Below are 25,755 nucleotides of genomic sequence, written 5' to 3'. Positions count from 1 at the left end.
GGGGAAAACCGTGACCTGGAATGGCGCCGGCCGGGCTGGCGTCATGTCCATGGGGTGCGAGGGCATGACAGTCATTCCATTGACGATGACATGCTGATGGACAAGCGGAAAATGCTCATTGATTCGCGTCAAGGTGCCGGCATGACGCCGGGCGGGCAGTGACGGAAGGCGGGAAGGCGGATTGCCGCCGGCCGGGTGGCCGGCGGCAGGAGGAATCAGGCGTCCGGGGCGGCCTTGTGGGTGACCACCGTGCACTGGTACACGCCGCCGAAGAAGGTGCGCTTGTTCCAGTCGAAACGGTCGGCATGGGTCGCGTAATGGCTGAGTTCGTGCTTCCACACCGCGTTGGCGAACGGTTCCAGCCAGGCGTTGACCACCTTCAGGATCCAGCGGATCGGCTGCCACATCGACGGCCGGTGGTAGTCGACGAACACCGCCTTGCCACCGACCGGCACCCGCGCCAGCATGTGGTCGACGATTTCGCGCTTCTTGTCTTCCGGCACTTCATGCAGCAAAAAGAAGCTGCAGATCAGGTCATATTCACCATGTCCGTCGAAATGGGCGGCGTCGGCACGATACACTTGCGCCCATGGCCGGCCGGCCAGCTTGCGTTCGGCGTGCTCGACCTGTGCCGGCGTGATGTCGGTCAGGTGGAAGCTGCCCTGCGGACCGACCTTGTCGGCGACGCGGGTCACCAGATCACCGTAGACATGGGCGACCTGCCAGACGCGCATGCCGGGGCGGATCTCGTTCAGATAGGCCCGCATCAGGCGCTGGTCGTTGCCGAACAGCAGGACGCGAACCACAAGGTTGTGGTCGAGCCGATCGACCTGGACCGGATTGACATAGGCCCAGTCATAGACGTCGACCATGTAATCGGGCACACCTTCGTAATAGGGGTCGACCACGTCATTGGTCAGTGGGGCGGCGCTAGTCTGAGTGTCCATCCTGATGTAATGCCTCGTGGAAAATCTTAGGCTAGTTGAGGCGATCCGGAATTTTATTGAGATGGATCATGTAAATCAGCAATCACTTATGCAGTATATCGACGAAAGATATTCGATTTCCCGATGCGCGCTGGCCAGCGATGCGGCACAGTGACGCGTTTTCAACATTGACGAGTGGTGAGCGAACGAATTATGGACATCCGCTGGATCGAGGATTTCCTGAGTGTGGCGTCTTCCCGCAGCTTTTCACGCGCGGCGGAGGAACGGCACATCTCGCAGCCGTCGCTCAGTCGTCACATTCAGGCGCTGGAACACTGGGTCGGCGTACCGCTGATCGAGCGTCGCGGCCTGCCACTGACGCTGACGCCGGAAGGCGTGCTGTTCCGTGACAATGCCGAGCACTTCCTGCGCCGGCTGCTGGAGACGCGCAGCATGCTGCGCGGCGAGGTCAATCCGGACGCACATTCATTGAGGGTCATTGCCGGGCATTCACTGTCGGTGAATTTCGTGCCGTCGTGGCTGCAGACGGTACGGCAGGACTACAGCGACATCAGCGTGCGGGCGGTGACCGCCAGCATCAACAAGGCGATCAAGGCCCTGTCGGACGGCTCGGCCGATCTGCTGCTGTGCTATCACCATACCGAACTGCCGGTGCTGCTGGACGAGACGCGCTACGCGTTCCTGCCGCTGGGTGACACCGTACTGTTGCCGGTGTCGGCGCCGGGCCTCGACGGCCGGCCGCGTTACGCGCTGCCGGGGACCCGCCAGGTGCCGGTACCGCTGATCTCGTTTGCGACCGGTGCCTACCTGCGTCGCGCCGTGCAGTACCTGCTCGACCACGCCGGCCAGCCGTATGCCCTGCTGCGACGCTATGAGTCGGACATGTCCGACCAGGCCAAGGAGCTGGTGCTGCAGGGGCTGGGCATGGCCTGGCTGCCGGAAATGGTGGTCAGCCAGGAACTGGCCGAGGGCCGGCTGGTCCGCGCTGGCGGCCAGCGCTGGCAATTGCCGCTCGGCATCCGCCTGTATTGCGACCTGAACAATCGCAAGCCGGCGCTGGTGCGGCTGTGGCAGCACCTGAGCGGTCGCGACCTGCCGGACTGAGTCCGCGCCCCCCGTGTGGCCCGACCGGACGCAGGATTCGGGGGCTGCATGGGCACTTATTCATTCCACGCATACCCGGCATCTGAATACGCATCGCCGGACGCGTTTCCGTCTGCATCATGACGCATGACGCCGGATGGGCCGGCGCGCAGCGAGTGAGGGTGGAATGAATTCGGTTGACAAGAGGGTGGGGCAGCGCCGCTTCGGCATCGTCGGCGGGGTCGGTGCGCTGGCAGGCGCCGACGTGCTGTTCAAGCTGGTCCAGCGCGCGGCGCGCCAGGGCGAGGCCCAGCCTGACGTGCTGCTGGAGCAGCAGCCACTGAGCGAAGGCGACGCCGTGGCCCGGGGCGAGGCCGATCCGCGCGAGAGCAAGTTCTACGTATTCAACATCGTCCGGCACTTCGAGAGTCAGGGCGTCGACCGGGTGCTGTTGCCGTCGTTCATCTGCCATACCTTCCTCGACGACATCCAGGCCGAAACCGCGCTGCCGATCGTCAACCTGATGACGGCAGTCACCGACCATCTCGAACGCGAGCTGCCGGCCGGCACGCCGCTTGGCGTGCTGACCTGCGACTACGTGCGCCGTGCCGGCCTGCTCGAAAGCCATCTCGGCGCGCGCCATCCGCTGCATTACCCGTCCGCCGACGCCCAGGCCGGGCTGATGGAGGCGATCTACGGCCCGCGCGGGCTCAAGGCCGGCTACCTCGACGATGCCGCGCTGGAAGCCGTGATGCAGGCCTGCCGCAGTCTGCAGGCTGACGGGGTCGGGGTCATCCTCGCCGCCTCGACCGAAGTGGCGCTGCTGGCCGAACGACTGGCCGCCCGCGGCATCCGGCTGATCGACAGCAACCGGGTCTATGCCGACCATGCGCTGGAGCGCGATGCCGTGCCGGCCGGTGAGCCGGTCAAGGTCGGTATCGTCGGCGGCGTCGGACCGGCGGCGACGGTGGATTTCATGGACAAGCTGGTCAGGCTGACACGGGCGCAGCGCGACCAGGAACACGTGCGGCTGCTGGTCGAACACAATCCGCAGATTCCGGACCGGACCGCGCACATCCTCGGTCGCGGCCCGGACCCGTCGATCGCGCTGTATGCCGCCTGCAAGCGGCTGGAGGCCGGCGGTGCGGCGATGATCGCCATTCCGTGCAATACCGCGCATGCCTACCTTGGCGACCTGCAGCCGCATCTGTCGATCCCGGTCATCAGCATGCCGGACGTGACCATGGCACGGATTGCCGAACGCTACCCGCACTGTCCGCCAGTCGGGCTGCTGGCCACCAGCGGCACGATGAGCAGCGGCGTCTACCGCCGGGCGGCCGAGCGCGCTGGCCTGACGCTGATCGTGCCGGACGACGCCCATCAGGCGCAGGTGATGAATGCCATCTACGGCGACAAGGGGGTCAAGGCCGGCTTTGTCGACGGCGAGTGCCGCGCCGACCTGCTGGCCGCTGCCCGCCATCTGGCCGATCGCGGTGCCGAAGTGCTGATCCTCGGCTGCACCGAACTGCCACTGATCGTGCCGGGCGAGGACGTGCTGAACCTTGGCGGTCGCGAGGTCGGTCTGGTCGACCCGACCCGGGAACTGGCGCGTCGTTGCGTCGAACTGGCGCAGGGGGCGTGACCGGGGAAGACCGACTGTCGCCTTGCCGCAACCGCAAGCCGTCCCCTTTTTGACGGCTTGCCGGGCCGGCTGGTGTCATTGTCGTCGGGTATGACCCGGCTCGGGCAACGCCTGAAGCCATGCCGGCCCGCTATGGACTCAGGAGAAAATGATCATGATGCGCAATGACATGCCCGCCGGGACCGACAAGGTATTGATGGATCCGGGATTCACGGATGCTGAAAAACGGTCCGCAAAAGCCCTGCTGGCAGCCAGGTTCAACAATCTGGTCAATCAGCGTGGTCTGACACAGGCCGTTGTTCACAAGGCGTTGACCGCCGCCGGCATCGGGAAGCGATCTCCCGTTTTCATTTGAAAATGATTCAAATGGCGGCCTGATTATCGGCATGCGGCTCGCCGGGCAGAATGGCACGGCCTCTTCCACCGAGTCCGGAGCCCTGCCGCCATGCCTACCGCTTCCCCGTTGTTCACCCCGACCGTCATTGCCGGTCACGCCGTGCCGCACCGCGTGGTCATGGCGCCGATGACCCGCTGCCGCAGCACCCAGCCCGGCGATGTGCCCAATGCGCTGAATGCGCGCTACTACGCCCAGCGCGCATCGGCTGCGCTGATCGTGACCGAGGCGACGCAGATCTCGCCGCAAGGCAAGGGTTACTCGTTCACGCCCGGTATCCACAGTGACGCGCAGGTGGCCGGCTGGCGTCTGGTGACCGATGCCGTCCATGCCGCTGGCGGGCGGATTTTCCTGCAGCTCTGGCATGTGGGACGCATGTCCCACCCGGATTTCCACCATGGTGAACTGCCGGTCGCGCCGTCGGCCGTGCCGTTCGACGGCCAGGTATGGAGGGCTGATCCGCAGACCGGGATCGGCGCCATGGTCGCCTGCCCGACGCCGCGCGCGCTGGAGCGGGATGAAATCCGCGGCATCGTCGACGACTTTCGCCGCGCGGCGCGACGGGCGCTGGACGCCGGCTTCGACGGTGTCGAGATCCATGGCGCCAACGGCTATCTGCTCGACCAGTTCCTGCGCACGACCTCGAACACCCGTACCGATGAATACGGCGGGTCGCGTGACAAGCGGCTGCGCTTTCTGCGGGAAGTGGTCGATGCCGTGGCCGGGGAAATCGGTGCCGCACGCACTGCCATCCGCCTGGCGCCGTTCCTGACCGCGCGCGGGATGGCCTGCCCGGACATTCTGCCGACCCTGCTGGAGGCGGCCACTTATCTGCAGGCGCGCGGCATTGCCTATCTGCACCTGGTCGAAGCCGACTGGGACGATGCGCCGCCGTTTACCGAGACGTTCCGCCAGGACATTCGTGCCCGCTTCAGCCGGCCGATCATCGTGGCCGGCAAATACGACCGTGCCCGCGCCGAGTGGGTGATCGGCAACGGTTATGCCGACCTGGTCGCCTTCGGCCGCGCCTTTATTGCCAACCCGGACCTGCCGCGCCGGCTGGCCGACGGCCTGCCGCTGGCTTCATTCGACGGCAACACGCTGTTTGGCGGCGATGCCCGTGGCTACAGCGACTACCCGGCCGCCGCCTGACTTTCCCCTTACCCTGCAAAGGACACTGCCATGACCCTGCTCCCTTCCTCTTCCGCACGCTGGCTGCTGCCGCTGCTGTTGTCCGCCGTGACCCTGCCTGCCAGCGCACAGGACCTCCCGCTGCTGCTGCCACGCGTCGTCGTTGCCGCCAGCGGGCAGGCGACGGCTGATTCGCCGCAGGCACTGGCTGCCCGCCGCTACGGCAGCTTCTGGAATACTGGCGATGAAGCGCTGGCCCGCGCCGCGCTGGCGCCTGACTTTACCGACCGCACCCTGCCACCGGGCCGGGCGCAAGGGCTGGCCGGGCCGCTGGCCGCCTCCCGCTTCATGCGCACGGCCATACCGGACATGCGCTGCGAGATCGAACAGATGGTGGTCGCCGGCGACCGGGTGGTGGTCCATCTGCGCTTCCGTGGCCATTTCAGCGGCCAGTTCGGCCAGTTGCAGGGGCGGGGCCAGGCGGTCGACTTCATCGCCACCGACATCTACCGGGTGGCGGACGGACGTATCGCCGAAAACTGGCATATCGAGGACAATCTGACCCTGATGAAACAGCTTGGCGTCGTCGGCGCCTGACCTGACCCCTACCTGGAGAATCCGGCAATGAACCTTTCTGATATCGCCAAGACCCGCTACACCACCAAGGCCTTCGATCCGGCACGCCGCATTCCGCAGCCGAAGATCGACGAACTGCTGACCCTGCTGCGTCACAGCCCGTCGTCGGTCAACTCGCAACCGTGGCACTTTGTCGTGGCTGACAGTGCCGAAGGCAAGGCGCGCATCGCCCGCGGCGTGCATGACGATTTCGTCTACAACGAGCCCAAGGTGCTGAACGCGTCGCATGTGATCGTGCTGTGCGCGCGCACTGCCATGACCGACGACCATCTGGCACGCGTGCTGGAACAGGAGGCCGCCGACGGCCGCTTCCCGAGCCCGGAGGCCCGGGAAGGCCAGCGCAACGGTCGCCTCGGCTACGTGAACCTGCACCGCTACGACCAGAAAGACCTGCAGCACTGGATGGAAAAGCAGACCTATCTGGCACTCGGCACCCTGCTGCTCGGTGCCGCCGCGCTCGGCATCGATGCCACGCCGATGGAAGGCTGCGATTTCCGCAAGCTGGACCAGGAACTGGGCCTGCGCGAACACGGTTTTACCAGCGTGGTGCTGGTCAGCCTCGGCTATCACAGCGACAGCGACTTCAATGCCGGACTGCCGAAGTCGCGTCTGCCGCAGGAAGACGTGTTCACCTTCCTGTAAGCGGTTCGCGCCGGTCCCCCCGGCGCGTCCGCCTGCCGGCTGCGTTCAGACCGTGAAGCGCGACACCTGCTGCTGCAGGCCGAGCGACAGCGACTCGAGCTGTCGGGCGGCATCGCGGGTGAAATGCACCGTCGACTGGGTTTCCTCGACCACGCCGACCACCCGTTCGACATCGCCGGCCAGATTGGTGCCGGCCTGGCTCTGCTCGGCCAGGGCTTCGGCCACATTGCGGAAGCGGACCAGCGTCGTTTCCATCCGGTCGTCGATGTCGCCGAGCGACACCGCCAGCTGATTGACTTGCGTGACGCCGGCATCGACCAGCGGATTGATATGGTCCATGACGGCGGACACGCTGACCGTTTCCTTGACCACGGTCTGGATGATGCTGGTGATCTCGCTGGTGGCCTGGGCGGTGCGCTCGGCCAGTTTGCGTACTTCATCGGCGACCACGGCGAAGCCCCGGCCCTGCTCGCCGGCGCGTGCCGCCTCGATGGCGGCATTCAGCGCCAGCAGGTTGGTCTGGTCGGCGATGTCGCGGATGGTGTCGGCAATGCCGCTGATATTGCGCGTGCGCTCGGCCAGCGACACGACCTGGGTCGACGCCGTGCCGATCTCGCCGGAAATGGAACGGATGCCTGCCGAGACTTCCCGGGCGACCGTGCGGCCCTGCCGGGCCAGTTCGGCGACGCCGCGCGAATCGACCTCGGTATCGCGGGCATTGGCCGTCACATGGTCGATGCTGACCGACAACTGCTCGATCGCCGCCGCGGCCGATGAGGTCGACTCGTTGGCGGAGGTGGAGGCCTGGTCCAGCCGCTCCATCTGCCCGGTCAGGCTGTGGGCGGTTTGCGCCAGCTGGCCGGCCGAACGGGAGATCTGTTCGATCATGCCGCGCAGGCTGCCCTGCATGTCACGCATGACGGCCAGCAGACTGCCCGGCTTGCCCCTGGTGTGAATCTCGTCGCCCAGCCTGCCGGCGGCGATGGCCTCGACGACCTGCACCGCATAGGCCGGTTCGCCGCCGAGCGCGCCGATGATCTGCCGCGACATGGCCATGGCCAGCCCGGCCACGACCAGCAGCACGGCCAGGCCGATGCCCAGCAGTACCCGGGCGCTGCTCCAGAACGTCTTCTCGATATCGTCCGTGAAAATCCCGGTGCCCACGACCCAGCCCCATGGCTCGAAGCGATAGACCCCGTTGAGCTTCGGCAGTTCTTCCGTGCTGCCCTTGCGCGAGGTCAGAATCACTGTCAGCCCGTAGGTTGTGCCGCCTTTCAGGGCATCGTTGTAAGCATCGACCGTGGTACGGCCATCGGGAAGTTTGCTGCCGGTGTCGACCTTGCCGACCCTTTCGGCCTTGGTATGCACGACAAGAACATTGTCCCGGGTGCGGGCAAAGTAATAGAAGTCCCCGTGTTTCATCATCGCCAGCGCCTGGGCCGCTCTGGCCTGTGCGTCGGCGGTGCCGAGCTTGCCCTGCTTTTCCTGGCCTTCGTAGTATTTGAGGATGCTTTCCGCCGCTTTCAGCTGGCTGATGATGAAGGTTTCTTTTTCTTTTTTCAGTGACGTGTGGATGCTGTACAGCGAGAAGCCCGCCAGTAGCAACAACCCCAGGAAACTCGCGAGAATGATGACGGCAAGCCGAGTGGAGACGCGCATGATGTGCCCTGCCTAGAGTGAAGAGATGGGTAAATTGAACCCACTTACTGTTATCGGAAGGGCAGTTGAAGATATAAGTTGTTTTCCGGACCTATGTGCACAATGAATTCCCGCACCGGGCAAATGGAAAACTGAATGCCGGAATCATGGTTTCAGCAGCCTGCCGGCATCCCGCAGCATGAGGGCCTGCCGGACAAAAGCCAGCGTGGCCGGTGACGACTGGCGTTGATCGAGGACCGCCAGGCCGATCCGGCGGGCGACCTGCGGCGCCAGCGGACGGGACACATAAGCGGTCTGGTCGTGCGCCGGCAGCGCCAGCTCGGCCAGCAGGGTGACCCCGTCGCCGCGGGCCACGGTGTCCAGTGTGCTGAGCAACTGGGAACAGCGGTAACGGATCTGCGGCGTCAGCCCGGCGGCAGTGAACAGGCGCATGACCAGTTCGGCCGACCCGGCGCCGGTCAGGATGAACGGATCGTCGCACAGCTCGCGCAGGCTGAGGGCATCGCGCGCCGCCAGCGGGTGCCGGCGGGGCACGACCGCAACCATCCGGTCTTCCAGCAGCGGCCAGCTATCGAAGCTCTCGTCCGGCAGCACCACAAAGCCGATGTCGATGCGGCGCTCGCGCAGCCACTGGACGACCTGCTGGTCTGGCCCTTCCTCGACATGGATCTCGATGCCCGGATAGCGCTGGCGATAGTCGGCCAGCAGGGCCGGCAACAGCCGCATCGACGCGGTCGGGCCGAAGGAGCCGATGCGCAGCGTGCCCTGTTTCATCCCTTTTGCATCGGCGGCTTCCTGGCGCATGGTCTCGGCCAGTCCGAGCAGGCTGCGCGCGCGCAGCAACAGCCGCTGGCCGATATCAGTCAGCTCGACCCGCGCCTGATGGCGCTGTACCAGCTCGACCCCCAGTTCCTGTTCCAGCGACTTGATCGCATGCGATACCGCCGACTGGGAAATGCCGAGTCGGGCGGCTGCCAGGGTGAAGCCGCGCAAGGCCGCGACCTGCGAGAAAATTTCCAATTGGGTCAATGTCATCGCATCCGGCATCTGTCATGAGTTTTTGCTCATTTTACCATTAGCCATCATGAGCATAAGAATGGTGCCCCGCTCATGAGCCCCCTGCCGGAAAGCGATGAAACCTGCCGCCGATGCCATCACCTGCCTGAAGCTGTGCCTGGTCTCCATGATCTGGGGCGGTACCTTTGTCGCCGGGCGTTTTCTGTCCGATGAAATGCCGCCCCTGCTGTCGGCCAGCCTGCGCTTCGTCATGGCCAGCCTGGCCCTGCTCGGTTTCCTGCTGCTGAGCCGGATACCGCTGGTCCGGCTGAACACCCGGCAATTCCTGCAACTGCTGCTGCTCGGCTTCTTCGGGATCTTTCTGTACAACCTGTGCTTTTTTTACGGGCTGCGCGAGATCGGTGCGTCGCGTGCCGCGCTGATCGTTGCGCTGAACCCGGCTGTGATGGCGCTGGTGGCCCGGGTGTTTCTCCGCGACACCCTGTCGATCGGGCAGCTGTCCGGCATCGCACTGTGCCTGGCAGGGGCCGGGGTGGTGATACTGGGACATGCCGCACCGGCGCTGGCCGGCAATGCGGGCAGCGGGTGGGGGGATGCGCTGATCCTTGGCTGCGTGGCGAGCTGGGTCATCTACAGCGTGTGCGCCAGAGAGCTGTCGGCCACCATCGGCCCGCTGCAGACCGTGACCCTTTCCATTCTGCTGGGCACCGCGATGCTGTGCGCAGCCACACTCGCGCTGGGGCAGATGCAGCTGGCGTCGCTGGCCCGGGTTTCGGGGCCTGGGTGGCTGAGCCTGCTGTATCTGGGCGTGGTCGGTTCGGCACTGGCCTATATCTGGTACTACGACGGCATTGCCCGGATCGGCGTGACCCGGGCCGGCAGCTTTATCGCGCTGAATCCGCTGACTGCCGTCCTGTCCGGCGCGCTGTTGCTGGGCGAGACGCTGACCTGGCGGAGCTGTGCCGGCGGCGGGCTGATCATTGCCGGCATCCTGCTGTGCAATGCCGGCACCCGGCTCAGACTGGCCTGGCGTGCTCGGCTGCAAGCATCGCCAGGTAGCCGTTGAGGTCTTCGCCGCCAAGGCCCAGGGTATGCAGGATTTCGGCCATGAAGCTGACCGGGGCGGTGCCGGGCGCAGTGACGACGCGCTGATCGGCAACTACACAAGGCACGTCCTGATAGCTGGCGGCGCCGCCGTAATCCAGTTCCGACAGGTTCGCTGCCGAATTGGAGGTATGGCGGAGGTGATCGAGCACGCCCGCCTGTGCCAGCACCCGGGTGCCGTCGCAAATGCCGGCGACCACGAGATTTCTGTCATGTGCCGCAGCCAGCAGGGCCGAGAGGTCCGGGGCCTGGTCCGTTTTCCAAATGGTGCCGCCACAGACGATCAGCAGCTCCAGTTCATCGAGGTCAATGGCTTCAACGGCCAGTTGCGGGGTGACGAGCATGCCGCCGGACGAGGTGACCGGGGTGCCGCCCGGGGTCGCGAAGCGGGTGTCGAAGCCATAATAGGCCCGACCCACCGCATTGATCAGCGCGGTTTCCCAATCGGAAAAATTCTCGGTGAGGATGGTGATGGCACGGATCACTGTCGTGTCCTTTCTCTCTGGAGGGTGAGCGATGCCCGAGGACGCGTTGGTCCTGCAGGAACCCCGAGCGTAATGGAGACGACTGCCAGTTTCTGTCAGCAGCGTTGGCCCGCGATGCGTTCGCGCACAACAAAAAACCCGCCAGTCCATCATGGATGCGGGTTTTTGCCGTGCAGATCTGGTGCCCAGGGTCGGACTCGAACCGACACACCTTGCGGCGGGGGATTTTGAGTCCCCTGCGTCTACCGATTTCGCCACCTGGGCAGGTGCAACAGGTGGCGCATGTTACCTGCGGGGCCGGCGCTTGTAAATCGGGCGCGCTCAGTCCTGGTCGTCGTCCTGCGCCCGGATCGACAGGGCCAGTTCATACAGCGCCTTGCGGTTGGCGCCGGTCATGCGCGACACGATCTGGCTTGCCTGCTTCACCGGCAGTTTCTCGTCGAGCAGGATTTCGAGCAGTCGGCGCGACTCGGTGTCGTCGTCCTCGTCTTCGCTGGCGGCGGCCGGCTCGATGATCAGCGCGATTTCGCCCCGGCACTGGTTCGGGTCGGCGGCGATAAAGGCGGCGAGTTCGGCGGCCGGCAGGCGCTGGATGGTCTCGAAGGTCTTGGTCAGTTCGCGCGCCAGCACGATGACCCGCCCGGCGCCAAGCACGTCGACCAGATCGGTCACGCACTCGATCAGCCGGTGCGGGGCTTCGTAGATGACCACGGCGTCGCGGCAGTCGGCGATGGCGGCGATGGCATCGCAGCGCGCCTTGCGCTTCGGCGACAGGAAACCGAGAAAGCGCCAGCGGTCGCACTGGGTGCCGGATGCCGACAGCGCGGCGACGACGGCCGACGGGCCGGGCAGCGGCGACACGGCATAGCCGGCATCGCGCACGGTGCGCGCCAGGCGGGCGCCGGGATCGGACACGGCCGGCGTGCCGGCGTCGGAGACCTGGACGATCAGCTTGCCCTCGGCAAGCCAGCCGACCACCTTGTCGGCCATGCCGCGCTCGTTGTGCTCGCGCACGCTGACCAGCTGGGTGCGGATTCCATAGCGTGTCAGCAACTGGCCGGTGACGCGGGTATCCTCGGCCAGCACGATGTCGGCGGCATCAAATGCCGCCAGCGCACGCAAGGTAATGTCGGCGAGGTTTCCCAGCGGTGTGGCGGCCACATATAATGTGCCGCGTCGGAACGATGCTTTGGCATCGTCAAGCAATTGAAAGTACGGAGAATGCAACGACTGGCTCCACTTCTGGCCGTTCTGGCCGCCATCTGGCTTACGGGTGCGCAGGCGGCAACGCCCACCCAGGCCGCGGACTATATCATCTGGCAGAACGCTGCGCCGTTGAAGCCGCTGTTCTCGCCCCCTCCCGGACAGGCTGCCGTGCCGGTTCCGCCGGCCGCACCGGCTGCCGTCGCCGCACCGCAGCCGGCCGTGCCCGAGCGGGCGCCGATCGCGGTGCTGCTGCCGCTGAAAAGCGAGGCGCTCGGTGACGCCGCCGACGTGGTGCGCGCCGGCATTGTGGCGGCGCAGGGCGCCGATCAGGGCCCGGCGGTACGCATGTACGACACCACGGTCGACAATGTTGCCCAGCGTTATCGCGAGGCGGTGGCCAATGGCGCCCGGGTGGTGATCGGTCCGCTGACGCGTCCGGCCATTGCCCAGCTTGCGCCCCGGGTCACCGTGCCGACGCTGGCGCTGAACACGCTGGATGGCACCACCGCCAATCCGAAGCTGTTCGGTCTGTCGGTGTCGGCCGAACTCGAAGCGCGCCAGATCGCCCGGCTGATGCGCCAGGACGGCATGCAGCGTCCGGCGGTCATCACCGGGAGCGGCGTGCTGGACCGTCGTCTGGCGGCCGCGTTCGCTTCCGAGTGGACCAGCGCCGCCCAGACGCCGCCGCGCTCGCTGGCGGCGCACGACCCGGCCCTGGCCGGGCACCTGGCCGGCGCCGACAGCGTGTTCCTGGCGCTGATCGATCCGGCCGCCGTGCCGGCTGCCGTCTCGGCGCTGCCGCGCTATGCGGTGTCGCAACTGGCGGTGGCCCATGTGCCGGCGGCGCTGACCGGGGTCAAGGTGGTCGACATGCCGTGGCTGGTCATGGCCAGACACCCGGCCGTCCAGCGCTATCCGCGCCCGGCCGAGGCGCTGACCCGCGCCACCGAGCGGCTGTACGCGCTCGGCATCGATGCCTATCGCGTTGCCCGCGACATGACGGTGACGCCGCCGCCGCCCGGCTGGCGGCTCGATGGCGTGACCGGCGATCTGAAGCTCGGCCGTGACCGCCAGTTTGCCCGCACGCTGCCGGTCCAGGTGCTGGAAGGGCAATAAGTGAATGATGCCGGCCGGCTCGCCGAGGACCGTGCACTGGTCCTGCTGCGTGCCGCCGGCCTCAAGCCGGTCGCGCGCAACTGGCGTGGCGGCGGTGGCGAGCTCGATCTGGTCATGACCGAGGGCGACACCCTGGTGTTTGTGGAAGTGAGAGCACGGAAAAGCTTGAGTTTTGGCGGTGCAGCCGCCAGTCTTTCCCGATCCAAACGAGAACGACTCCGGCGGGCCGCCGAGGCGTTTCTGCTTACGTGGCCGGGCCCCGTCCCGGCTTGCCGATTTGATGCGGTCTGTTTCGACGGCGATGCCGATCCGGCATGGTTGAAACAGATCGATTTATGACTCCGCAGAGGAGCCCGCGATGGAACTGATAGAACGCATCAACGAGCATTTCATTGAAAGCATCGCCGCCAAGCAGGCTGCCATGGACGTCCTGCCGGGCGTGATGGCGCAGGCGGCCGAACGCATGGTTGGCTGTCTGATGAACGAGGGCAAGATTCTCGCCTGCGGCAATGGCGGCTCGGCAGCGGATGCCCAGCATTTCGCCGCCGAGATGGTCGGCCGCTTCGAGAAGGAGCGCCCGGGGCTGGCCGCGCTGTCGCTGGCGACCGACTCGTCGGCGCTGACCGCCATCGGCAACGACTACGACTTCGAGCGCGTCTTCTCCAAGCAGGTACGGGCGCTGGGTCACGACGGCGACCTGCTGCTGGCGATCTCGACCTCGGGCAACTCGCTGAACGTCATCGAAGCCATCCATGCCGCCCACGAGCGGCAGATGGACATCATCGCGCTGACCGGACGCGATGGCGGACAGATCGCCGATCTGATGACCGCCGACGACATCCTGATCAATGTGCCGGTCAACCGGACCGCGCGCATTCAGGAAGTCCATATCACCATCATCCATGCGCTGTGTGACGCCGTGGACTACATGCTGTTGGGAGGAGACTGAATGACCCGAAAGACGCTCGCCATCCTGTTGCTGGCCGCGACTGCCGCCACGACGCTGTCCGCCTGCATTCCGGTGGTAGCCGCCGGTGCCGGCGGTGCACTGCTGGTCGGCGCAGATCGCCGCACGACCGGGGTCTATGTGGATGACCAGAGCGCCGAGGTGAAGATCGGCAAGCAGGTGTCCGACAGCTACCCGGCTGCCCACGTCAACGTGACCAGCTACAACCGCGTGGTGCTGCTGACCGGCGAAGTGCCGGACGAGGCCGCCAAGCGCGGCATCGAGCTGCTCGCCCGCGGTCAGCCGAACGTGCGCCGCGTGTATGACCAGACCGTGGTGTCGCCGGTGTCCAGTCTCGGCAACCGGCTGAACGACAGCTCGCTGACCTCGAAGATCAAGGCACGCATGGTCACCGCCAACCTGTTCTCGCCGAACCACGTCAAGGTGGTCAGCGAGCGTGGCGAAGCCTATCTGCTCGGGCTGGTGACGCCGGACGAAGCCTCGGCAGCGACCAAAATCGCCAGCGAGACCGCCGGCGTGCTGAAGGTTCACACCTTCTTCCAGCTGATCGACTCGCAGACCAACCAGATGCTGCCGGACGCGCAACAACCCGGCTGAATCTGAACCTTCCGTCCCCGTCCGCTCTTTGCGGTGAGAGGGATGACAAAAACGCCGCTTCCGGATGGAAGCGGCGTTTTTCATGGTGACCCGGCAGGATTACTGCTGGATGCCGGCGACGACCCACTTGTCGTTGGTGGCCGGCGACTTGATGTAGTGCCAGGTTTCGCTGAACGGCACGGCCGGGGCATTGACCGATTCGCTGACGGTGCCGCTGAAGCGCACGCTGGCGACCAGGCCGCTGCTGTTCGACTCGGCGTCGATCAGCTGGCAGTCGAGCTGCGGGAAATCGGCGGTTTCGCCATTTTCGGTGATGTCGGCCTTCAGTTGCTCGAACAGTTCCGGCGTCATGTACTTGCGCACTTCCTCGACGTTGTCCGGGTTGTTCATGCTTTGCAGGTGCATGAAGGTCGCCTTGGCCTGGCGCAGGAAATGCGGCGTTTCAGTGCCGTCCGGCAGACGGGCCAGCGACGGCGCGGCCTGCGGTGCGTAACCGCCACCGATCGGCGGGACCGGCACGCTGCCGGTCGGGTTCACGCGGAAGGCGTTCGGGTCCATCGGACGCGCCTGCGGTGCCGTCTGCAGCGGCGCATTCATTGCAGCCTGTTCACGGCGGCGACGCAGCATGCGGAACAGGAAGAAGCCGCCAACGGCGAGCAGCAGGATGGTACCGATGCCCATGCCGCTGCTTTGTTGCGGGGCGGCCGGCTCGCCGGCAGCCTGCTTCTCGGCGGCGGTATTGGCCTGGGCGGTGCCCTTGTCGCTCATGGCATTGCCGAGCATGTAGCCGGCTGCCGCACCGGCGGCACCGGCGGCGATGGCGGTACCGACACCCGGGCCGCTGCGCGGCTGCGGGGCGGCCTGGGCCGGGTAGTTCGGCGTCGGGGCGGCCTGTTGATAGGTCGGTGCGGGCTTGGCGCTGCGCTGCATGCCCGACGACCGGCCCTTGCCGATACGGGCTGCCTCGGCGAATGGCGCGGCCAGCAATGCGGCGCAAGCGAGTGAAAGTACCAGCTGGCGGGATTTCGGGGACATGTGGGACTCCTCTGGTGGCAGGTCCGACGCTGCCGGTTTCCGGTTGTCCGGGCGGGGGCGGAAAATCGCCCACGACCGTATTGATGTGGGCAGATGTTGCAGCGTGGTGCTTAGTCAGTGCTTAAAAAAATTGACGAATATCAGTATGGGGCGACGTCGCGTATTTCAATGACCTCGACGCCGCCATCGTCGGCATCGACGCGGAAGCGGACATCCAGCGCGTACAGCCGCACGCCGTAGAGCCGCTCCGGGTCGTCATGGAAGGCCGGCCGCGGGTCCTGCGCCAGCACTTCGTCAATCAGGGCCGCCAGGTCGGGGCAGCTCGCCGCATGGCGGGCACACTGTTCGCGGGCTTCGGCGCGCCAGCGAACCGGCAGCGGTACCGGCGGCGCCCCCGCCAGGCCGCCGCGGGCATCGGCCGCGCTGTCGGAAAACGGGATGTACGGCTTCACGTCCAGTATCGGCGTGCCGTCGACCAGATCGGCGCCGGCCAGCAACAGCCGGCCGGGCTCGACCGCCAGCAGTTCGACCAGCGACAGGCCAAGCGGGTTCGGCCGGAAGGTCGAGCGGCTGGCAAACACGCCGAGCTTGTCATTGCCGCCCAGCCGCGGCGGCCGGATCAACGGCCGCCAGCCGCGATCGACATGGGCGTGAAAGACGAAACTCAGCCAGACATGGGAGAACTGCGCCAGCCCGCGCACGCAGTCCGGATGGTCGTACGGCGGCACGAACACCAGCTCGGCGCGGGCATGCGGCGCCAGCCGGGGCTGGCGCGGCACGCCGAACTTGTCGACGAACGGCGAATGCAGGATGCCGACCGGGGTGAAGGTATACGCGCTCATTTCAGATAGGAACGCAGCACGGCGACCAGCTGGTCGATGTCGGCGGCCTGTTCGTCATCCGGCTCCGGGACGGCGACATGGCTGCGGACATGGCCTTCGAGCACCTCGAACATCAGGCCATTGACCGCGCCGCGGATGGCGGCGATCTGCTGCAGGATCTCGGTGCACGAGTGCTCCTCGTTTTCGAGCACGCGCTCGACGGCGTCGAGCTGGCCGCGCAGGCGACGCACGCGATTGATCAGCTTGTTCTTGTCACGATGGGTATGGGGCATGCCGGAATTGTCGATGCGCTCGCCGCCAGCGGCAAGTCCGTCGGGAATTTCTGCCGGGAACTGGTGTTTCAGGATACTGGGGAGTAGTATTTTATCCGTGCCCGGCCAGCCGGCCGGCGCCTGTCCCGCATCGAGTCCGCCATCATGAGTTACCTTGCCCCGTGCCTGTGCCAGCGCCGCTTCGACAGTGGCAATCCGGCCGGTGAAGTCGGTACGCGTCGCGTGCTGGTGCTGACCCTGATCACCATGGTGGTCGAAATCATTGCCGGGCAGCTGTTCAACTCGATGTCGCTGCTGGCTGATGGCTGGCACATGAGCTCACATGCGGTGGCCATGGGCATGGCCCTGCTGGCGTACTGGGCGGCGCGGCGCTATGCCGGCGACCTGCGCTTTGCCTACGGGACCTGGAAAATCGAAATTCTCGGCAGCTTTGCCAGTGCGCTGCTGCTGCTGATGGTGGCGCTGGGCATGGTGATCGAGTCGGTCGGGAGGATGTTCAATCCGCTGCCGATCGCTTTCGACCAGGCGGCCGAAGTCGCCGTGCTCGGCCTGGCCGTCAACCTGTTCAGTGCCTGGCTGCTGATGCGCGGCGACGGACACGGTCACCACGGGCATGACCACGGCCATGGCCATGATCATGACCATCCGCATGGTCATGAACACCTGCATCAGGACCTGAACCTGCGCTCGGCCTATCTGCATGTACTGGCCGATGCGGCGACCTCGGTCGCCGCCATCGTCGCGCTGCTGGCCGGCAAGTACGCCGGTGCAGTGTGGCTGGACCCGGTCATCGGCATTGCCGGCAGCGTGCTGGTGGCGCGCTGGGCCATCAGCCTGCTGTCGGTATCCGGACGGGTACTGCTCGATGCGGAGATGGACGCCGGCGTGGTGGCCGAAGTCCGCGATGCCGTCGCCGCGGCGACGGATGGCGCCGGCCGGTTGCTCGATCTGCATGTCTGGCGGGTCGGTCGCGCCCAGTATGCGTGTGTGCTGACCGTGGCGGGGGCGGTCGACGCCGGGCTGATCCACACCCATCTCGCCGAACATGCCGAGCTGGTGCACGTGACGGTCGAAGTGCGCGCCGCCGCCTGAGAACGCGAAACCGGATGGGTTATCTCCCGGCAGGGATATATCCAATACTGTTTTGCCGGTGCAGCGACGCGTTACACTTCAGCCATGCCGATGACGACCGACACCCCCCCGCGCCGCGCCAGCTGGCTTGGACACCACCGTGGCACCGTTTCCCTGGCCGTGGCCGTGGCCGGGCTGGTGGCCGGCGAGGCCGCAACCCGTGCCGGCCTGCTGCCCCCGCATGTCGGCCGGGTGCTGGTTACCGCTTTTGAAGGGGCGACGGTCGGCGGTCTGGCCGACTGGTTCGCCGTGTCCGCCCTGTTCCGCCGCATTCCGATCCCGCTGGTGGCCCGTCATACCGACCTGCTGGCGCGCAAGCGCGAGCGGCTGGCCGACGGCATCGTCGAGATGGTGGAGACGCACTGGCTGTCGCCGGCCGTGGTGCGCGAGCGGCTGGCCGGGGTGTCGTTTTCCGGGCTGATTGCCTCTTACCTGCGCGATCCGCGCAACCGCGACAGCGTGCGCCGCGCGCTGCGCGGCTTTATCGTGCCGCTGACGGCGGCACTGGAACACCCGACCTTCGTCGAGGCCATCGCTGCCGGCGCACGGTCCCGGCTGGCGACGGCCGATCTGGGCCGGCCGCTGGGGCAGGGGCTGGCGCAGGTACTGGCCGATCCGGCCATCCAGCATCGGCTGGGTGACGGGCTGGCTGACGTGCTCGGCGCGGCGCTGGGCAAGGCCGAACTGCAGGCCTGGTTCCGCGATGCGCTGCTGTCGGCACTGTCCGAGTATGCGCACGAGGGCTGGTGGGAATCGACCAAGGTCCGGCTGGCGAGGCTGTTCCTCGATGGCGATGACGATGCCGGCAAGGTCGAACACCTGGTCGGCGAGATGGCGGAACGGCTGCAACTGGTGCTGGCCGAGGTGCGCGCCGATCCGGCCCACCCGCTGCGGCTCGGCCTGTATGTGGCGCTGCATCGCTGGGCGACGCGGATGGCGGACGGCGAAGCGCCTTCGGCCGCCATGCTGACCGCCGGTCTGCGCGAGTTGCTGGACAAGGCGCTGCAGCCCGGTGGCGCGCTGACCGGCTGGCTCGCCATGCTGCGGCACGAGCTGGATGCCGCGCTGGACGATCCGGCCTCGGCCGCCAGCTTGCGACTGGATGCGATGATCGGCGGCGCGATTGCCCATTTCCTGACCCACGACGACACCCGGAACGGCTTCGACGATATCGTGCGGCGGCTGATTGTCGAAGTGATCGAATCGCGCCCGCAACTGATCGGCGATACCGTCCGTCTGTCGCTGTCCGAATCCAGGCTGCCGACCCGGGCGCTGGTGCGGCAGATCGAGGACAAGGTCGGCGAGGAGCTGCAGTGGATTCGCGTCAACGGCGCCGTAGTCGGCGGACTGGCCGCTGCCGTGATCGCCCTGACCCGGCTGTGGCTCGGCTGAACGGGCGACTCATTCGCCCATGAAGCGTCGCGCGTAGCGGGCGTCGACCCGGTCCATCGGCATCAGCATGAAAAAATCGGCGCAATTGAAGTCCGGGTCCCAGGCCGGCTCGCCGCACACCAGGCTGCCGGCACGCAGATAGCCCTTGATCAGCGGTGGCATGGCGACGTCGAGGGCATCATCGACATGGCCGAGCGGCAGCGGCAGATGCGGAAACACGCGCCAGTCCGCCGGTGCCAGATGGCGCTGCTCCAGATAGCGGTACAGGCTGACGGCCTGGTGGCCGCCATCGGCCAGACTGACACTGGCACAGCCGGCCAGGTAGTCGCCGCCGACCCGGCTGACGTAATCGGCCAGCCCGGCCCACAGCAGCGCAATCACGGCACCGGAGCGGAAATCGGGGTGGACGCACGAGCGGCCGACCTCGACCAGCCGCGGCCGGATGTGCGCCAGCCGGCTCAGGTCGAACTCATGCTCGGAATACAGCATCGGCGCCTGATGGGCGCGGCCGGGCGGCAGCATGCGGTAGGTGCCGACCACGCGGCCGGTTGCGGTTTCGGTCACGATCAGGTGATCGCAGATGGCGTCATAGTCGTCGCGGTCGGTCTGTTCCGCTGCCGACGCCAGTGTGGCGCCCATTTCGGTGGCAAAGACGTCGTAGCGCAGTTTCTGTGCGGCACGGATGGCCGAGGCGGTGTCGGCAACGCCGACAACAAGGCGCGGCGTGCGCCGGGGCGACGGGGCGGTATTCAGGTCGAGCATGGCGTGTTTCTCCGGTCACGAGAGGACGGAGTGCATGCTAGGCAGCGCAAATGACGCGACGTTGACGCCGGCATTGCAGCCTGAAGACAGGCATGGGCGTGCGGCATGCCGCCGGGACGCGTTTTTGCCGCTTTTGCGGGAATGGCCGGTAAATCAGTGTGTTACGCGAAGCGGCGAATTGGCGTAAAATCACGCGTTTTTCTGCGGAAGCGGCGTCAGCCGACCTGCCAGTCATGATTTACCCGACCGAATTCGACGTCATCGTCGTCGGTGGCGGCCACGCCGGCACCGAAGCGGCACTTGCCAGCGCCCGCATGGGGCGCGCCACACTGCTGCTGACCCACAATATTGAAACGCTCGGCCAGATGTCGTGCAACCCGTCCATCGGCGGCATCGGCAAAGGCCATCTGGTCAAGGAAGTCGATGCGCTCGGCGGCGCGATGGCGCTCGCCACCGATATCGGCGGCATCCAGTTCCGTACGCTGAACGGCTCGAAAGGGCCGGCAGTGCGGGCGACCCGCGCCCAGGCCGACCGGGTGCGCTACAAGGCTGCCATCCGCCACATGCTGGAAAACCAGCCGAATCTGTGGCTGTTCCAGCAGGCGGTCGACGACCTGCTGCTCGAGGGCGACCGCGTGGCCGGCGCCATTACCCAGGCCGGCATCACCTTCCGGGGACGGTCGCTGGTGCTGACCGCCGGCACCTTCCTGTCCGGCAAGATCCATATCGGGCTGGAAAACTACACCGGCGGCCGTGCCGGCGACCCGGCATCCAGCACGCTGGGTGCGCGGCTGCGCGACTATGCGCTGCCGGTCGGCCGGCTGAAAACCGGCACGCCGCCGCGTCTCGACGGCCGCTCGATCGACTTCAGCGTGCTCGAAGTCCAGCCCGGCGACGACCCGGCACCGGTGTTCAGCTTCCGCGGTTCGCGCGACATGCATCCGCGCCAGCTGCCGTGCTGGATCACCCACACCAATACCCGGACCCACGACATCATCCGCGCCGGTTTCGACCGTTCGCCGATGTTCACCGGCAAGATCGAGGGCGTCGGACCGCGCTACTGTCCGTCGATCGAGGACAAGATCAACCGCTTCGCCGACCGCGACAGCCATCAGGTGTTCCTCGAACCGGAAGGGCTCGACACCCACGAGATCTACCCGAACGGCGTGTCGACCTCGCTGCCGTTCGATATCCAGCTGGCGGCGATCCGCAGCATGCGCGGGCTGGAGAATGCCCATATCCTGCGTCCCGGCTATGCGATCGAGTACGACTACTTCGATCCGCGCGCACTGAAGCTGACGCTGGAATCCAAGAATATCGCCGGACTGTTCTTCGCCGGGCAGGTGAACGGCACCACCGGCTACGAGGAAGCGGCGGCGCAGGGGCTGCTGGCCGGGCTGAACGCCGCCCGCCATGCAACCGGCGACGACGGCTGGTCGCCGCGGCGCGACCAGGCCTACCTTGGCGTGCTGGCTGACGACCTGACCACGCTCGGCGTGACCGAACCGTACCGGATGTTCACCAGCCGTGCCGAATACCGGCTGCAGTTGCGCGAGGACAATGCCGACCTGCGTCTGACCGAGCAGGGGCGTCGCCTGGGGCTGGTCGGCGACGCGCAATGGGCGCTGTTCGAAACCAAGCGCGAAGCGATCGAGCGCGAACTGGGCCGGCTGCGCTCGACCTGGATCAACTCGAAACTGGTGGCCGTGCACGAGGCGGAGCGCGTGCTGGGACAGCCGGTCGAGCGCGAGTATTCGCTGGCCGACCTGCTGAAGCGGCCCGACGTCGACTATGCCGGCCTGTCGACGCTGAGCGCGTTCGGCACCCCGGTCGACGATCCCGTGGTTGCCGAGCAGGTGGAAATTCAGGTGAAATACCAGGGTTATATTGATCGGCAGCAGGATGAAGTCGCCCGGCGCGATACCATGGAGCACATCCGCCTGCCTGCCGACCTCGATTTTGCCGCCGTGTCCGGTCTGTCGAAGGAGGTCCAGCAGAAGCTGGCGACGCACCGTCCGGAAACCCTGGGCCAGGCGTCGAGAATCTCCGGCATCACCCCGGCGGCGATATCCCTGCTGCTCGTTCATTTGAAACGGGCCGGCCTAGTCACGAAAGCCAAAGAATGTCCCTGAAAGACGAACTGCACCTCGGCGCCGACACGCTGGGACTCACGCTTACCGCCGCGCAGGAGCTCCTGCTGGTCCACTATGTCGAGCTGCTCGACAAGTGGAACAAGGTCTACAACCTGACCGCCGTGCGCGAAACCGAACGCATGGTCGCGTATCACGTCCTCGACAGCCTGGCCGCGCTGGGCAGCATTCGCGGCAGCCACATCCTCGACGTGGGCTCGGGTGGCGGCATGCCCGGCATCCCGTTCGCCGTGTGCCGGCCGGACTGGCAACTGACGCTGCTGGACGCGAACCACAAGAAAACCACCTTCCTCAAGCAGGCCGTGATCGAACTCGGACTTGCAAATGCCGACGTGGTCTGCGAGCGTGTCGAAGCTTTTGCGCCGGAGCGCCGCTTCGACGTCATCACCTCTCGCGCCTTTTCCGAACTGGCCGAGTTCGTGCGCCTCACGCGTCACCTGCTCGCCGATGGCGGCGAATGGGCCGCGCTGAAGGGCGTGTACCCGGACGAGGAAATCGCGCATTTGCCGGAGGATGTGAAAGTGCTCGACGTGATCGAACTCAAAGTGCCCGGTCTGGATGCCGACCGGCATCTGGTGCGCCTGGGACTGGCCTGACATGGCCCGTGTCCTCGCAGTCACCAACCAGAAGGGTGGCGTGGGCAAGACCACGACCGTCGTCAATCTCGCTGCCAGCCTGGCCGAGAAGGGCCGTCGGGTACTGGTGGTCGACCTCGACCCGCAGGCCAATGCGACCATGGGCTCCGGCGTCGACAAGTCGCAGCTCGAACACACGGTCTATCACCTGCTGATCGATGCCGCGCCGTTCGACTCGGTATGCTGCCGCAGCGAGGCGGGAGGCTATGACCTGCTGCCGGCCAATCGCGACCTGGCTGCGGCCGAGGTCGAGCTGGTCGGTGTCGGCCAGCGCGAAACGCGGCTGCGCGCGGCGCTGGCCACGGTGAAGTCCGGGTATGACTACATCCTGCTCGACTGTCCGCCGGCGCTGAACCTGCTGACCCTGAACGGGCTGGCTGCCGCCGATGGCGTCATCATCCCGATGCAGTGCGAGTACTATGCGCTCGAAGGCCTGTCCGACTTGGTGACCACGCTGCGCAAGATGCGCGGCGCGCTGAATCCGGGCATCGACATCGTCGGCCTGCTGCGGACGATGTTCGATACGCGCTCGACGCTGGCCCAGCAGGTCTCGGCCCAGCTGACCCAGCATTTCGGCGGCAAAGTGTTCACCACCGTGATCCCGCGCAATGTGCGCCTGGCGGAAGCGCCAAGCTACGGCTTGCCGGTCCTCGCCTATGATCGCGCCGCTCGCGGTGCCCGAGCCTACCTGACGCTGGCCGATGAATTGATCGCCCGGCTCGAAACCCAAGCCATACCTGCCTGATGATGTCCAAACCCAAATTCAAGGGGCTCGGACGCGGGCTCGACGTATTGCTGGCCGCCAATCCGGCCGAAGACCGTCTGGCCACGCTTCCGATCGGCGATATTCGCCCCGGTCGCTACCAGCCCCGCACCCACATGGACGAGGCGGCGCTGGCGCAACTGGCCGAATCCATCCTCGCCCAGGGGGTCATCCAGCCGATCGTCGTGCGCGAGATCGGTCTGGGCGACTACGAACTGATTGCCGGCGAACGGCGCTGGCGCGCCGCGCGCAAGGCCGGACTGGCCGAGATCCCCGCCGTGGTGCGTGCCGTGCCGGACGAGGCGGCGCTGGCCATCGCGCTGATCGAGAACATCCAGCGCGAACAACTGAACCCGCTGGAAGAGGCCCACGGCATCCAGCGGCTGATCGACGAGTTCGGCATGACCCATGAACGGGCGGCGTCCGCGCTCGGTCGTTCGCGCAGTGCGGTGACCAACCTGTTACGCTTGCTGAATCTGGCCGAGCCGGTGCAGGACCTGGTCTACGCCGGCCGCATCGACATGGGCCATGCGCGTGCGCTGCTGCCGCTGCCGGTGCTCGACCAGATCGAACTGGCGCGGGATATCGCCGAACGCGGCCTGTCGGTGCGCGATGCCGAACGGCTGGCGCAGGCGCGCCAGCAGCCCGAAGAGGACCGCAAGGCACCGCGCAAGGACCCGGACGTACTCCGGCTGGAAGAGGAAATCGCCGAAATTCTCGGCACTACCGTCCATATTCGTCATGGGTCGAAAGGCCATGGCCGTTTGGTAATTGAATATTCTGACCTAAATTCACTTGATGGTTATCTGCAGAAGCTGAAACGACAATAATGTATATCGTTAAATTCCGATATACCCATGTCTTTGCCGACGTTGACGCTCTTTGCTGCACATCAATATAATCTACGGGTTTTGACCGCGGGCGTACCCATATATGAATACGGTCGTGTTCCGGGTCGTGCGGTTGCAAATTGGATTGACCACCCTGGCGGCGCTTTGCGCCGCTTTGCTAACTGAGGATCCATCTCGCGGTGCCCTGTCCGCCCTGGCGGGGGGAGGCATCGCGATAGCGGGGTCGCTGGTGTACGCATGGTTCGCCCACGGGCGACGGGCGCACCCCGGTGTCATCCTGCGACGGCACTTTCGTGCCGAGGCAATGAAAATGTTCGCCACGCTGATCCTGTTCGTGGTGGTCATTTCGGGTTTTTCAAGTGTGTCGGCACTGGCGTTGCTGGGCGGGTTCGCCCTGGCGCAGTCGGCATACTGGCTTGGACTTCTATCCAAATAAACGAGAGTGGGCAAATGGCTGCTAATGCTACCGAGTACATCAAGCACCACCTGACGCAGGCGACGGTGCCGCATGACGGGGGCTTCTGGGCGATCAACATCGATAGCTTCACTGTATCGCTGATCCTCGGCTTCCTGTTCCTGTTCATCTTCGCCCGCGTGGCGCGAAACTTTAGCGTCGACAAACCGGGCCGCCTGCAGCTGGCGGTCGAAATGCTGGTCGAGATGGTCGGCACCCAGGTACGCGAGATGTTCCATGCCAAGAGCGCCGTGATTGCGCCGCTGGCCCTGACCATCTTCGTCTGGGTGTTCATGATGAACGCGATGGACTTGCTGCCGGTCGACTTGCTGCCGCACATCGCCGGTCTGATCGGCGAGCATGTGTTCGGTGCCGATCCGGAACACGTCTACCTGCGCGTGGTGCCGTCTGCCGACGTCAACACGACCTTCGCCATGTCGATTTCGGTGATGTTCCTGATCATCGGCTTCTCGATCAAGGCCAAGGGCGTGGGCGGCTACGTGAAGGAGCTGTTCTCGGCCCCGTTCGGTCCGAAGCTCGCTCCGGCCAACTTCCTGCTGCAGATCATCGAACTGATCGCCAAGCCGATCTCTCTCGCCCTTCGTCTGTTCGGCAACATGTACGCCGGCGAAATGATCTTCATCCTGATCGCGTTGCTGCCGTGGTGGGCCCAGTGGCCGCTCGGCGCACCGTGGGCGATCTTCCACATCCTGATCATCACGCTGCAGGCGTTCGTGTTCATGATGCTGACCGTCGTGTACCTGAGCCTCGCCGTCGAGGATCACTAAGTTTTCCCCGTCGTCGCCGCCTTCGGGCGGTGGCGACACTGTTTTGCTTTACCC

General features: G+C 65.9%; 28 protein-coding genes and 1 tRNA gene. 19 read left to right on the top strand and 10 right to left on the bottom strand.

What is annotated here, in order from left to right:
- Window positions 1-215: 215 nt before the first annotated feature.
- Complete coding sequence (gene rquA, locus ACYVG8_RS03535; RefSeq protein WP_051528847.1) at window positions 216-947, bottom strand: rhodoquinone biosynthesis methyltransferase RquA; 732 nt, start codon at window positions 945-947, stop codon at window positions 216-218.
- Window positions 948-1,124: 177 nt separating this feature from the next.
- On the opposite strand from rquA, the gene ACYVG8_RS03530 reads away from it, so the two are divergent.
- The 6 genes from ACYVG8_RS03530 to nfsB all read left to right on the top strand — a co-directional run bounded on the left by ACYVG8_RS03530 (window position 1,125) and on the right by nfsB (window position 6,475).
- The gene (locus tag ACYVG8_RS03530) at window positions 1,125-2,051 is read left to right on the top strand and encodes a LysR substrate-binding domain-containing protein (RefSeq protein ID WP_146745128.1); all 927 of its coding nucleotides are present in this window, start codon (window positions 1,125-1,127) and stop codon (window positions 2,049-2,051) included.
- A 166-nt stretch (window positions 2,052-2,217) separates the two neighbouring features.
- A complete protein-coding gene (gene cuyB, locus ACYVG8_RS03525; RefSeq protein ID WP_028499230.1) occupies window positions 2,218-3,672 on the top strand; it encodes a cysteate racemase in 1,455 nt (484 codons plus the stop codon).
- Between the two features lie 154 nt (window positions 3,673-3,826).
- Window positions 3,827-4,027: a helix-turn-helix domain-containing protein gene (locus tag ACYVG8_RS03520; RefSeq protein ID WP_146745127.1), complete on the top strand. Its 201-nt coding sequence runs from the start codon at window positions 3,827-3,829 to the stop codon at window positions 4,025-4,027.
- Between the two features lie 90 nt (window positions 4,028-4,117).
- Window positions 4,118-5,218: an alkene reductase gene (locus tag ACYVG8_RS03515; RefSeq protein WP_028499231.1), complete on the top strand. Its 1,101-nt coding sequence runs from the start codon at window positions 4,118-4,120 to the stop codon at window positions 5,216-5,218.
- A gap of 30 nt (window positions 5,219-5,248) precedes the next feature.
- On the top strand, window positions 5,249-5,794 hold the full coding sequence (locus ACYVG8_RS03510) for an ester cyclase (RefSeq protein ID WP_315385159.1): 546 nt from the start codon (window positions 5,249-5,251) through the stop codon (window positions 5,792-5,794).
- Window positions 5,795-5,821: 27 nt separating this feature from the next.
- Window positions 5,822-6,475, top strand: coding sequence for an oxygen-insensitive NAD(P)H nitroreductase (nfsB, locus tag ACYVG8_RS03505; RefSeq protein WP_028499233.1), 654 nt, complete (start codon window positions 5,822-5,824; stop codon window positions 6,473-6,475).
- A 45-nt stretch (window positions 6,476-6,520) separates the two neighbouring features.
- Here the strand turns inward: nfsB and ACYVG8_RS03500 are convergent, their stop codons facing one another.
- Window positions 6,521-8,134 carry a methyl-accepting chemotaxis protein gene (locus ACYVG8_RS03500; protein ID WP_460745027.1) on the bottom strand — a complete coding sequence of 538 codons (1,614 nt, stop codon included), beginning with the start codon at window positions 8,132-8,134 and terminating at the stop codon, window positions 6,521-6,523.
- A 144-nt stretch (window positions 8,135-8,278) separates the two neighbouring features.
- Window positions 8,279-9,169 (bottom strand): LysR substrate-binding domain-containing protein, encoded by an 891-nt coding sequence (locus ACYVG8_RS03495; protein ID WP_107890307.1) that lies wholly within the window; start codon window positions 9,167-9,169, stop codon window positions 8,279-8,281.
- Between the two features lie 97 nt (window positions 9,170-9,266).
- Between ACYVG8_RS03495 and ACYVG8_RS03490 the strand changes: the two genes are divergently transcribed.
- Complete coding sequence (locus ACYVG8_RS03490; protein WP_460745026.1) at window positions 9,267-10,217, top strand: DMT family transporter; 951 nt, start codon at window positions 9,267-9,269, stop codon at window positions 10,215-10,217.
- Here the strand turns inward: ACYVG8_RS03490 and ACYVG8_RS03485 are convergent.
- From ACYVG8_RS03485 to rsmI, 3 genes are all read right to left on the bottom strand, one after another.
- Window positions 10,168-10,740, bottom strand: a complete 573-nt coding sequence (locus ACYVG8_RS03485) for a type 1 glutamine amidotransferase family protein (protein ID WP_460745025.1) — start codon at window positions 10,738-10,740, stop codon at window positions 10,168-10,170. The genes ACYVG8_RS03490 and ACYVG8_RS03485 overlap by 50 nt on opposite strands.
- Before the next feature lie 179 nt (window positions 10,741-10,919).
- Window positions 10,920-11,004 (bottom strand) — tRNA-Leu (locus ACYVG8_RS03480).
- A 57-nt stretch (window positions 11,005-11,061) separates the two neighbouring features.
- Window positions 11,062-11,946 (bottom strand): 16S rRNA (cytidine(1402)-2'-O)-methyltransferase, encoded by an 885-nt coding sequence (rsmI, locus tag ACYVG8_RS03475; protein ID WP_234413031.1) that lies wholly within the window; start codon window positions 11,944-11,946, stop codon window positions 11,062-11,064.
- A 15-nt stretch (window positions 11,947-11,961) separates the two neighbouring features.
- Here rsmI and ACYVG8_RS03470 point away from each other — a divergent pair, with 15 nt between their 5' ends.
- Genes ACYVG8_RS03470 through ACYVG8_RS03455 form a run of 4 tightly spaced genes read left to right on the top strand, consistent with a single transcriptional unit; the run spans window position 11,962 to window position 14,626 of the window.
- Window positions 11,962-13,062, top strand: coding sequence for a penicillin-binding protein activator (locus tag ACYVG8_RS03470; protein WP_460745024.1), 1,101 nt, complete (start codon window positions 11,962-11,964; stop codon window positions 13,060-13,062).
- Window positions 13,063-13,401 carry a YraN family protein gene (locus ACYVG8_RS03465; RefSeq protein ID WP_028499240.1) on the top strand — a complete coding sequence of 113 codons (339 nt, stop codon included), beginning with the start codon at window positions 13,063-13,065 and terminating at the stop codon, window positions 13,399-13,401.
- A 19-nt stretch (window positions 13,402-13,420) separates the two neighbouring features.
- On the top strand, window positions 13,421-14,011 hold the full coding sequence (locus ACYVG8_RS03460) for a phosphoheptose isomerase (protein WP_028499241.1): 591 nt from the start codon (window positions 13,421-13,423) through the stop codon (window positions 14,009-14,011).
- Entirely contained in the window at window positions 14,012-14,626 is a 615-nt protein-coding gene (locus tag ACYVG8_RS03455) for a BON domain-containing protein (RefSeq protein WP_036385957.1), read from the top strand. It abuts the gene before it with no gap.
- Window positions 14,627-14,725: 99 nt separating this feature from the next.
- Here ACYVG8_RS03455 and ACYVG8_RS03450 read toward each other — a convergent pair whose 3' ends face one another.
- The 3 genes from ACYVG8_RS03450 to ACYVG8_RS03440 form a co-directional block, all read right to left on the bottom strand.
- On the bottom strand, window positions 14,726-15,661 hold the full coding sequence (locus tag ACYVG8_RS03450; RefSeq protein WP_028499242.1) for a Tim44 domain-containing protein: 936 nt from the start codon (window positions 15,659-15,661) through the stop codon (window positions 14,726-14,728).
- A gap of 140 nt (window positions 15,662-15,801) precedes the next feature.
- Complete coding sequence (tsaA, locus tag ACYVG8_RS03445; protein WP_460745023.1) at window positions 15,802-16,503, bottom strand: tRNA (N6-threonylcarbamoyladenosine(37)-N6)-methyltransferase TrmO; 702 nt, start codon at window positions 16,501-16,503, stop codon at window positions 15,802-15,804.
- Window positions 16,500-16,775: a metal/formaldehyde-sensitive transcriptional repressor gene (locus tag ACYVG8_RS03440; protein WP_028499244.1), complete on the bottom strand. Its 276-nt coding sequence runs from the start codon at window positions 16,773-16,775 to the stop codon at window positions 16,500-16,502. The genes tsaA and ACYVG8_RS03440 overlap by 4 nt, the downstream gene beginning before the upstream one ends.
- 144 nt (window positions 16,776-16,919) lie before the next feature.
- Between ACYVG8_RS03440 and dmeF the strand changes: the two genes are divergently transcribed.
- Window positions 16,920-17,867: a CDF family Co(II)/Ni(II) efflux transporter DmeF gene (dmeF, locus tag ACYVG8_RS03435; protein WP_460745022.1), complete on the top strand. Its 948-nt coding sequence runs from the start codon at window positions 16,920-16,922 to the stop codon at window positions 17,865-17,867.
- Between the two features lie 90 nt (window positions 17,868-17,957).
- Window positions 17,958-19,298 carry a DUF445 domain-containing protein gene (locus ACYVG8_RS03430; RefSeq protein WP_460745021.1) on the top strand — a complete coding sequence of 447 codons (1,341 nt, stop codon included), beginning with the start codon at window positions 17,958-17,960 and terminating at the stop codon, window positions 19,296-19,298.
- 9 nt (window positions 19,299-19,307) lie between these two features.
- Here the strand turns inward: ACYVG8_RS03430 and ACYVG8_RS03425 are convergent, their stop codons facing one another.
- Window positions 19,308-20,060, bottom strand: coding sequence for a GNAT family N-acetyltransferase (locus ACYVG8_RS03425; RefSeq protein ID WP_107889114.1), 753 nt, complete (start codon window positions 20,058-20,060; stop codon window positions 19,308-19,310).
- Window positions 20,061-20,293: 233 nt separating this feature from the next.
- Here ACYVG8_RS03425 and mnmG point away from each other — a divergent pair, with 233 nt between their 5' ends.
- The 6 genes from mnmG (at window position 20,294) to atpB (ending at window position 25,701) form a co-directional block, all read left to right on the top strand.
- The gene (gene mnmG, locus ACYVG8_RS03420; protein WP_028499248.1) at window positions 20,294-22,192 is read left to right on the top strand and encodes a tRNA uridine-5-carboxymethylaminomethyl(34) synthesis enzyme MnmG; all 1,899 of its coding nucleotides are present in this window, start codon (window positions 20,294-20,296) and stop codon (window positions 22,190-22,192) included.
- Complete coding sequence (gene rsmG / locus ACYVG8_RS03415; RefSeq protein WP_028499249.1) at window positions 22,183-22,806, top strand: 16S rRNA (guanine(527)-N(7))-methyltransferase RsmG; 624 nt, start codon at window positions 22,183-22,185, stop codon at window positions 22,804-22,806. The genes mnmG and rsmG overlap by 10 nt, the downstream gene beginning before the upstream one ends.
- 1 nt (window position 22,807) lies before the next feature.
- Complete coding sequence (locus ACYVG8_RS03410) at window positions 22,808-23,590, top strand: ParA family protein (protein WP_028499250.1); 783 nt, start codon at window positions 22,808-22,810, stop codon at window positions 23,588-23,590.
- Window positions 23,591-23,592: 2 nt separating this feature from the next.
- Window positions 23,593-24,438 (top strand): ParB/RepB/Spo0J family partition protein, encoded by an 846-nt coding sequence (locus ACYVG8_RS03405; protein ID WP_028499251.1) that lies wholly within the window; start codon window positions 23,593-23,595, stop codon window positions 24,436-24,438.
- Window positions 24,439-24,541: 103 nt separating this feature from the next.
- Complete coding sequence (locus tag ACYVG8_RS03400; RefSeq protein ID WP_036385961.1) at window positions 24,542-24,895, top strand: ATP synthase subunit I; 354 nt, start codon at window positions 24,542-24,544, stop codon at window positions 24,893-24,895.
- 14 nt (window positions 24,896-24,909) lie between these two features.
- Complete coding sequence (gene atpB, locus ACYVG8_RS03395) at window positions 24,910-25,701, top strand: F0F1 ATP synthase subunit A (protein WP_028499253.1); 792 nt, start codon at window positions 24,910-24,912, stop codon at window positions 25,699-25,701.
- Window positions 25,702-25,755: the final 54 nt, after the last annotated feature.

It is taken from the genome of Microvirgula curvata, from assembly GCF_054781615.1.
This window is presented reverse-complemented; position numbering and strand designations above follow the sequence as displayed.

Bases quoted from the DNA above. Each gene is read 5' to 3' on its own strand.
- rquA (WP_051528847.1), bottom strand. From the start codon at position 947: ATGGACACTCAGACTAGCGCCGCCCCACTGACCAATGACGTGGTCGAC.
- cuyB (WP_028499230.1), top strand. From the start codon at position 2,218: ATGAATTCGGTTGACAAGAGGGTGGGGCAGCGCCGCTTCGGCATCGTC.
- ACYVG8_RS03520 (WP_146745127.1), top strand. From the start codon at position 3,827: ATGATGCGCAATGACATGCCCGCCGGGACCGACAAGGTATTGATGGAT.
- ACYVG8_RS03515 (WP_028499231.1), top strand. From the start codon at position 4,118: ATGCCTACCGCTTCCCCGTTGTTCACCCCGACCGTCATTGCCGGTCAC.
- ACYVG8_RS03510 (WP_315385159.1), top strand. From the start codon at position 5,249: ATGACCCTGCTCCCTTCCTCTTCCGCACGCTGGCTGCTGCCGCTGCTG.
- nfsB (WP_028499233.1), top strand. From the start codon at position 5,822: ATGAACCTTTCTGATATCGCCAAGACCCGCTACACCACCAAGGCCTTC.
- ACYVG8_RS03500 (WP_460745027.1), bottom strand. From the start codon at position 8,134: ATGCGCGTCTCCACTCGGCTTGCCGTCATCATTCTCGCGAGTTTCCTG.
- ACYVG8_RS03495 (WP_107890307.1), bottom strand. From the start codon at position 9,169: ATGACATTGACCCAATTGGAAATTTTCTCGCAGGTCGCGGCCTTGCGC.
- ACYVG8_RS03490 (WP_460745026.1), top strand. From the start codon at position 9,267: ATGAAACCTGCCGCCGATGCCATCACCTGCCTGAAGCTGTGCCTGGTC.
- ACYVG8_RS03470 (WP_460745024.1), top strand. From the start codon at position 11,962: ATGCAACGACTGGCTCCACTTCTGGCCGTTCTGGCCGCCATCTGGCTT.
- ACYVG8_RS03460 (WP_028499241.1), top strand. From the start codon at position 13,421: ATGGAACTGATAGAACGCATCAACGAGCATTTCATTGAAAGCATCGCC.
- ACYVG8_RS03455 (WP_036385957.1), top strand. From the start codon at position 14,012: ATGACCCGAAAGACGCTCGCCATCCTGTTGCTGGCCGCGACTGCCGCC.
- ACYVG8_RS03450 (WP_028499242.1), bottom strand. From the start codon at position 15,661: ATGTCCCCGAAATCCCGCCAGCTGGTACTTTCACTCGCTTGCGCCGCA.
- tsaA (WP_460745023.1), bottom strand. From the start codon at position 16,503: ATGAGCGCGTATACCTTCACCCCGGTCGGCATCCTGCATTCGCCGTTC.
- ACYVG8_RS03440 (WP_028499244.1), bottom strand. From the start codon at position 16,775: ATGCCCCATACCCATCGTGACAAGAACAAGCTGATCAATCGCGTGCGT.
- dmeF (WP_460745022.1), top strand. From the start codon at position 16,920: ATGAGTTACCTTGCCCCGTGCCTGTGCCAGCGCCGCTTCGACAGTGGC.
- ACYVG8_RS03430 (WP_460745021.1), top strand. From the start codon at position 17,958: ATGACGACCGACACCCCCCCGCGCCGCGCCAGCTGGCTTGGACACCAC.
- ACYVG8_RS03425 (WP_107889114.1), bottom strand. From the start codon at position 20,060: ATGCTCGACCTGAATACCGCCCCGTCGCCCCGGCGCACGCCGCGCCTT.
- mnmG (WP_028499248.1), top strand. From the start codon at position 20,294: ATGATTTACCCGACCGAATTCGACGTCATCGTCGTCGGTGGCGGCCAC.
- rsmG (WP_028499249.1), top strand. From the start codon at position 22,183: ATGTCCCTGAAAGACGAACTGCACCTCGGCGCCGACACGCTGGGACTC.
- ACYVG8_RS03410 (WP_028499250.1), top strand. From the start codon at position 22,808: ATGGCCCGTGTCCTCGCAGTCACCAACCAGAAGGGTGGCGTGGGCAAG.
- ACYVG8_RS03405 (WP_028499251.1), top strand. From the start codon at position 23,593: ATGTCCAAACCCAAATTCAAGGGGCTCGGACGCGGGCTCGACGTATTG.
- ACYVG8_RS03400 (WP_036385961.1), top strand. From the start codon at position 24,542: ATGAATACGGTCGTGTTCCGGGTCGTGCGGTTGCAAATTGGATTGACC.
- atpB (WP_028499253.1), top strand. From the start codon at position 24,910: ATGGCTGCTAATGCTACCGAGTACATCAAGCACCACCTGACGCAGGCG.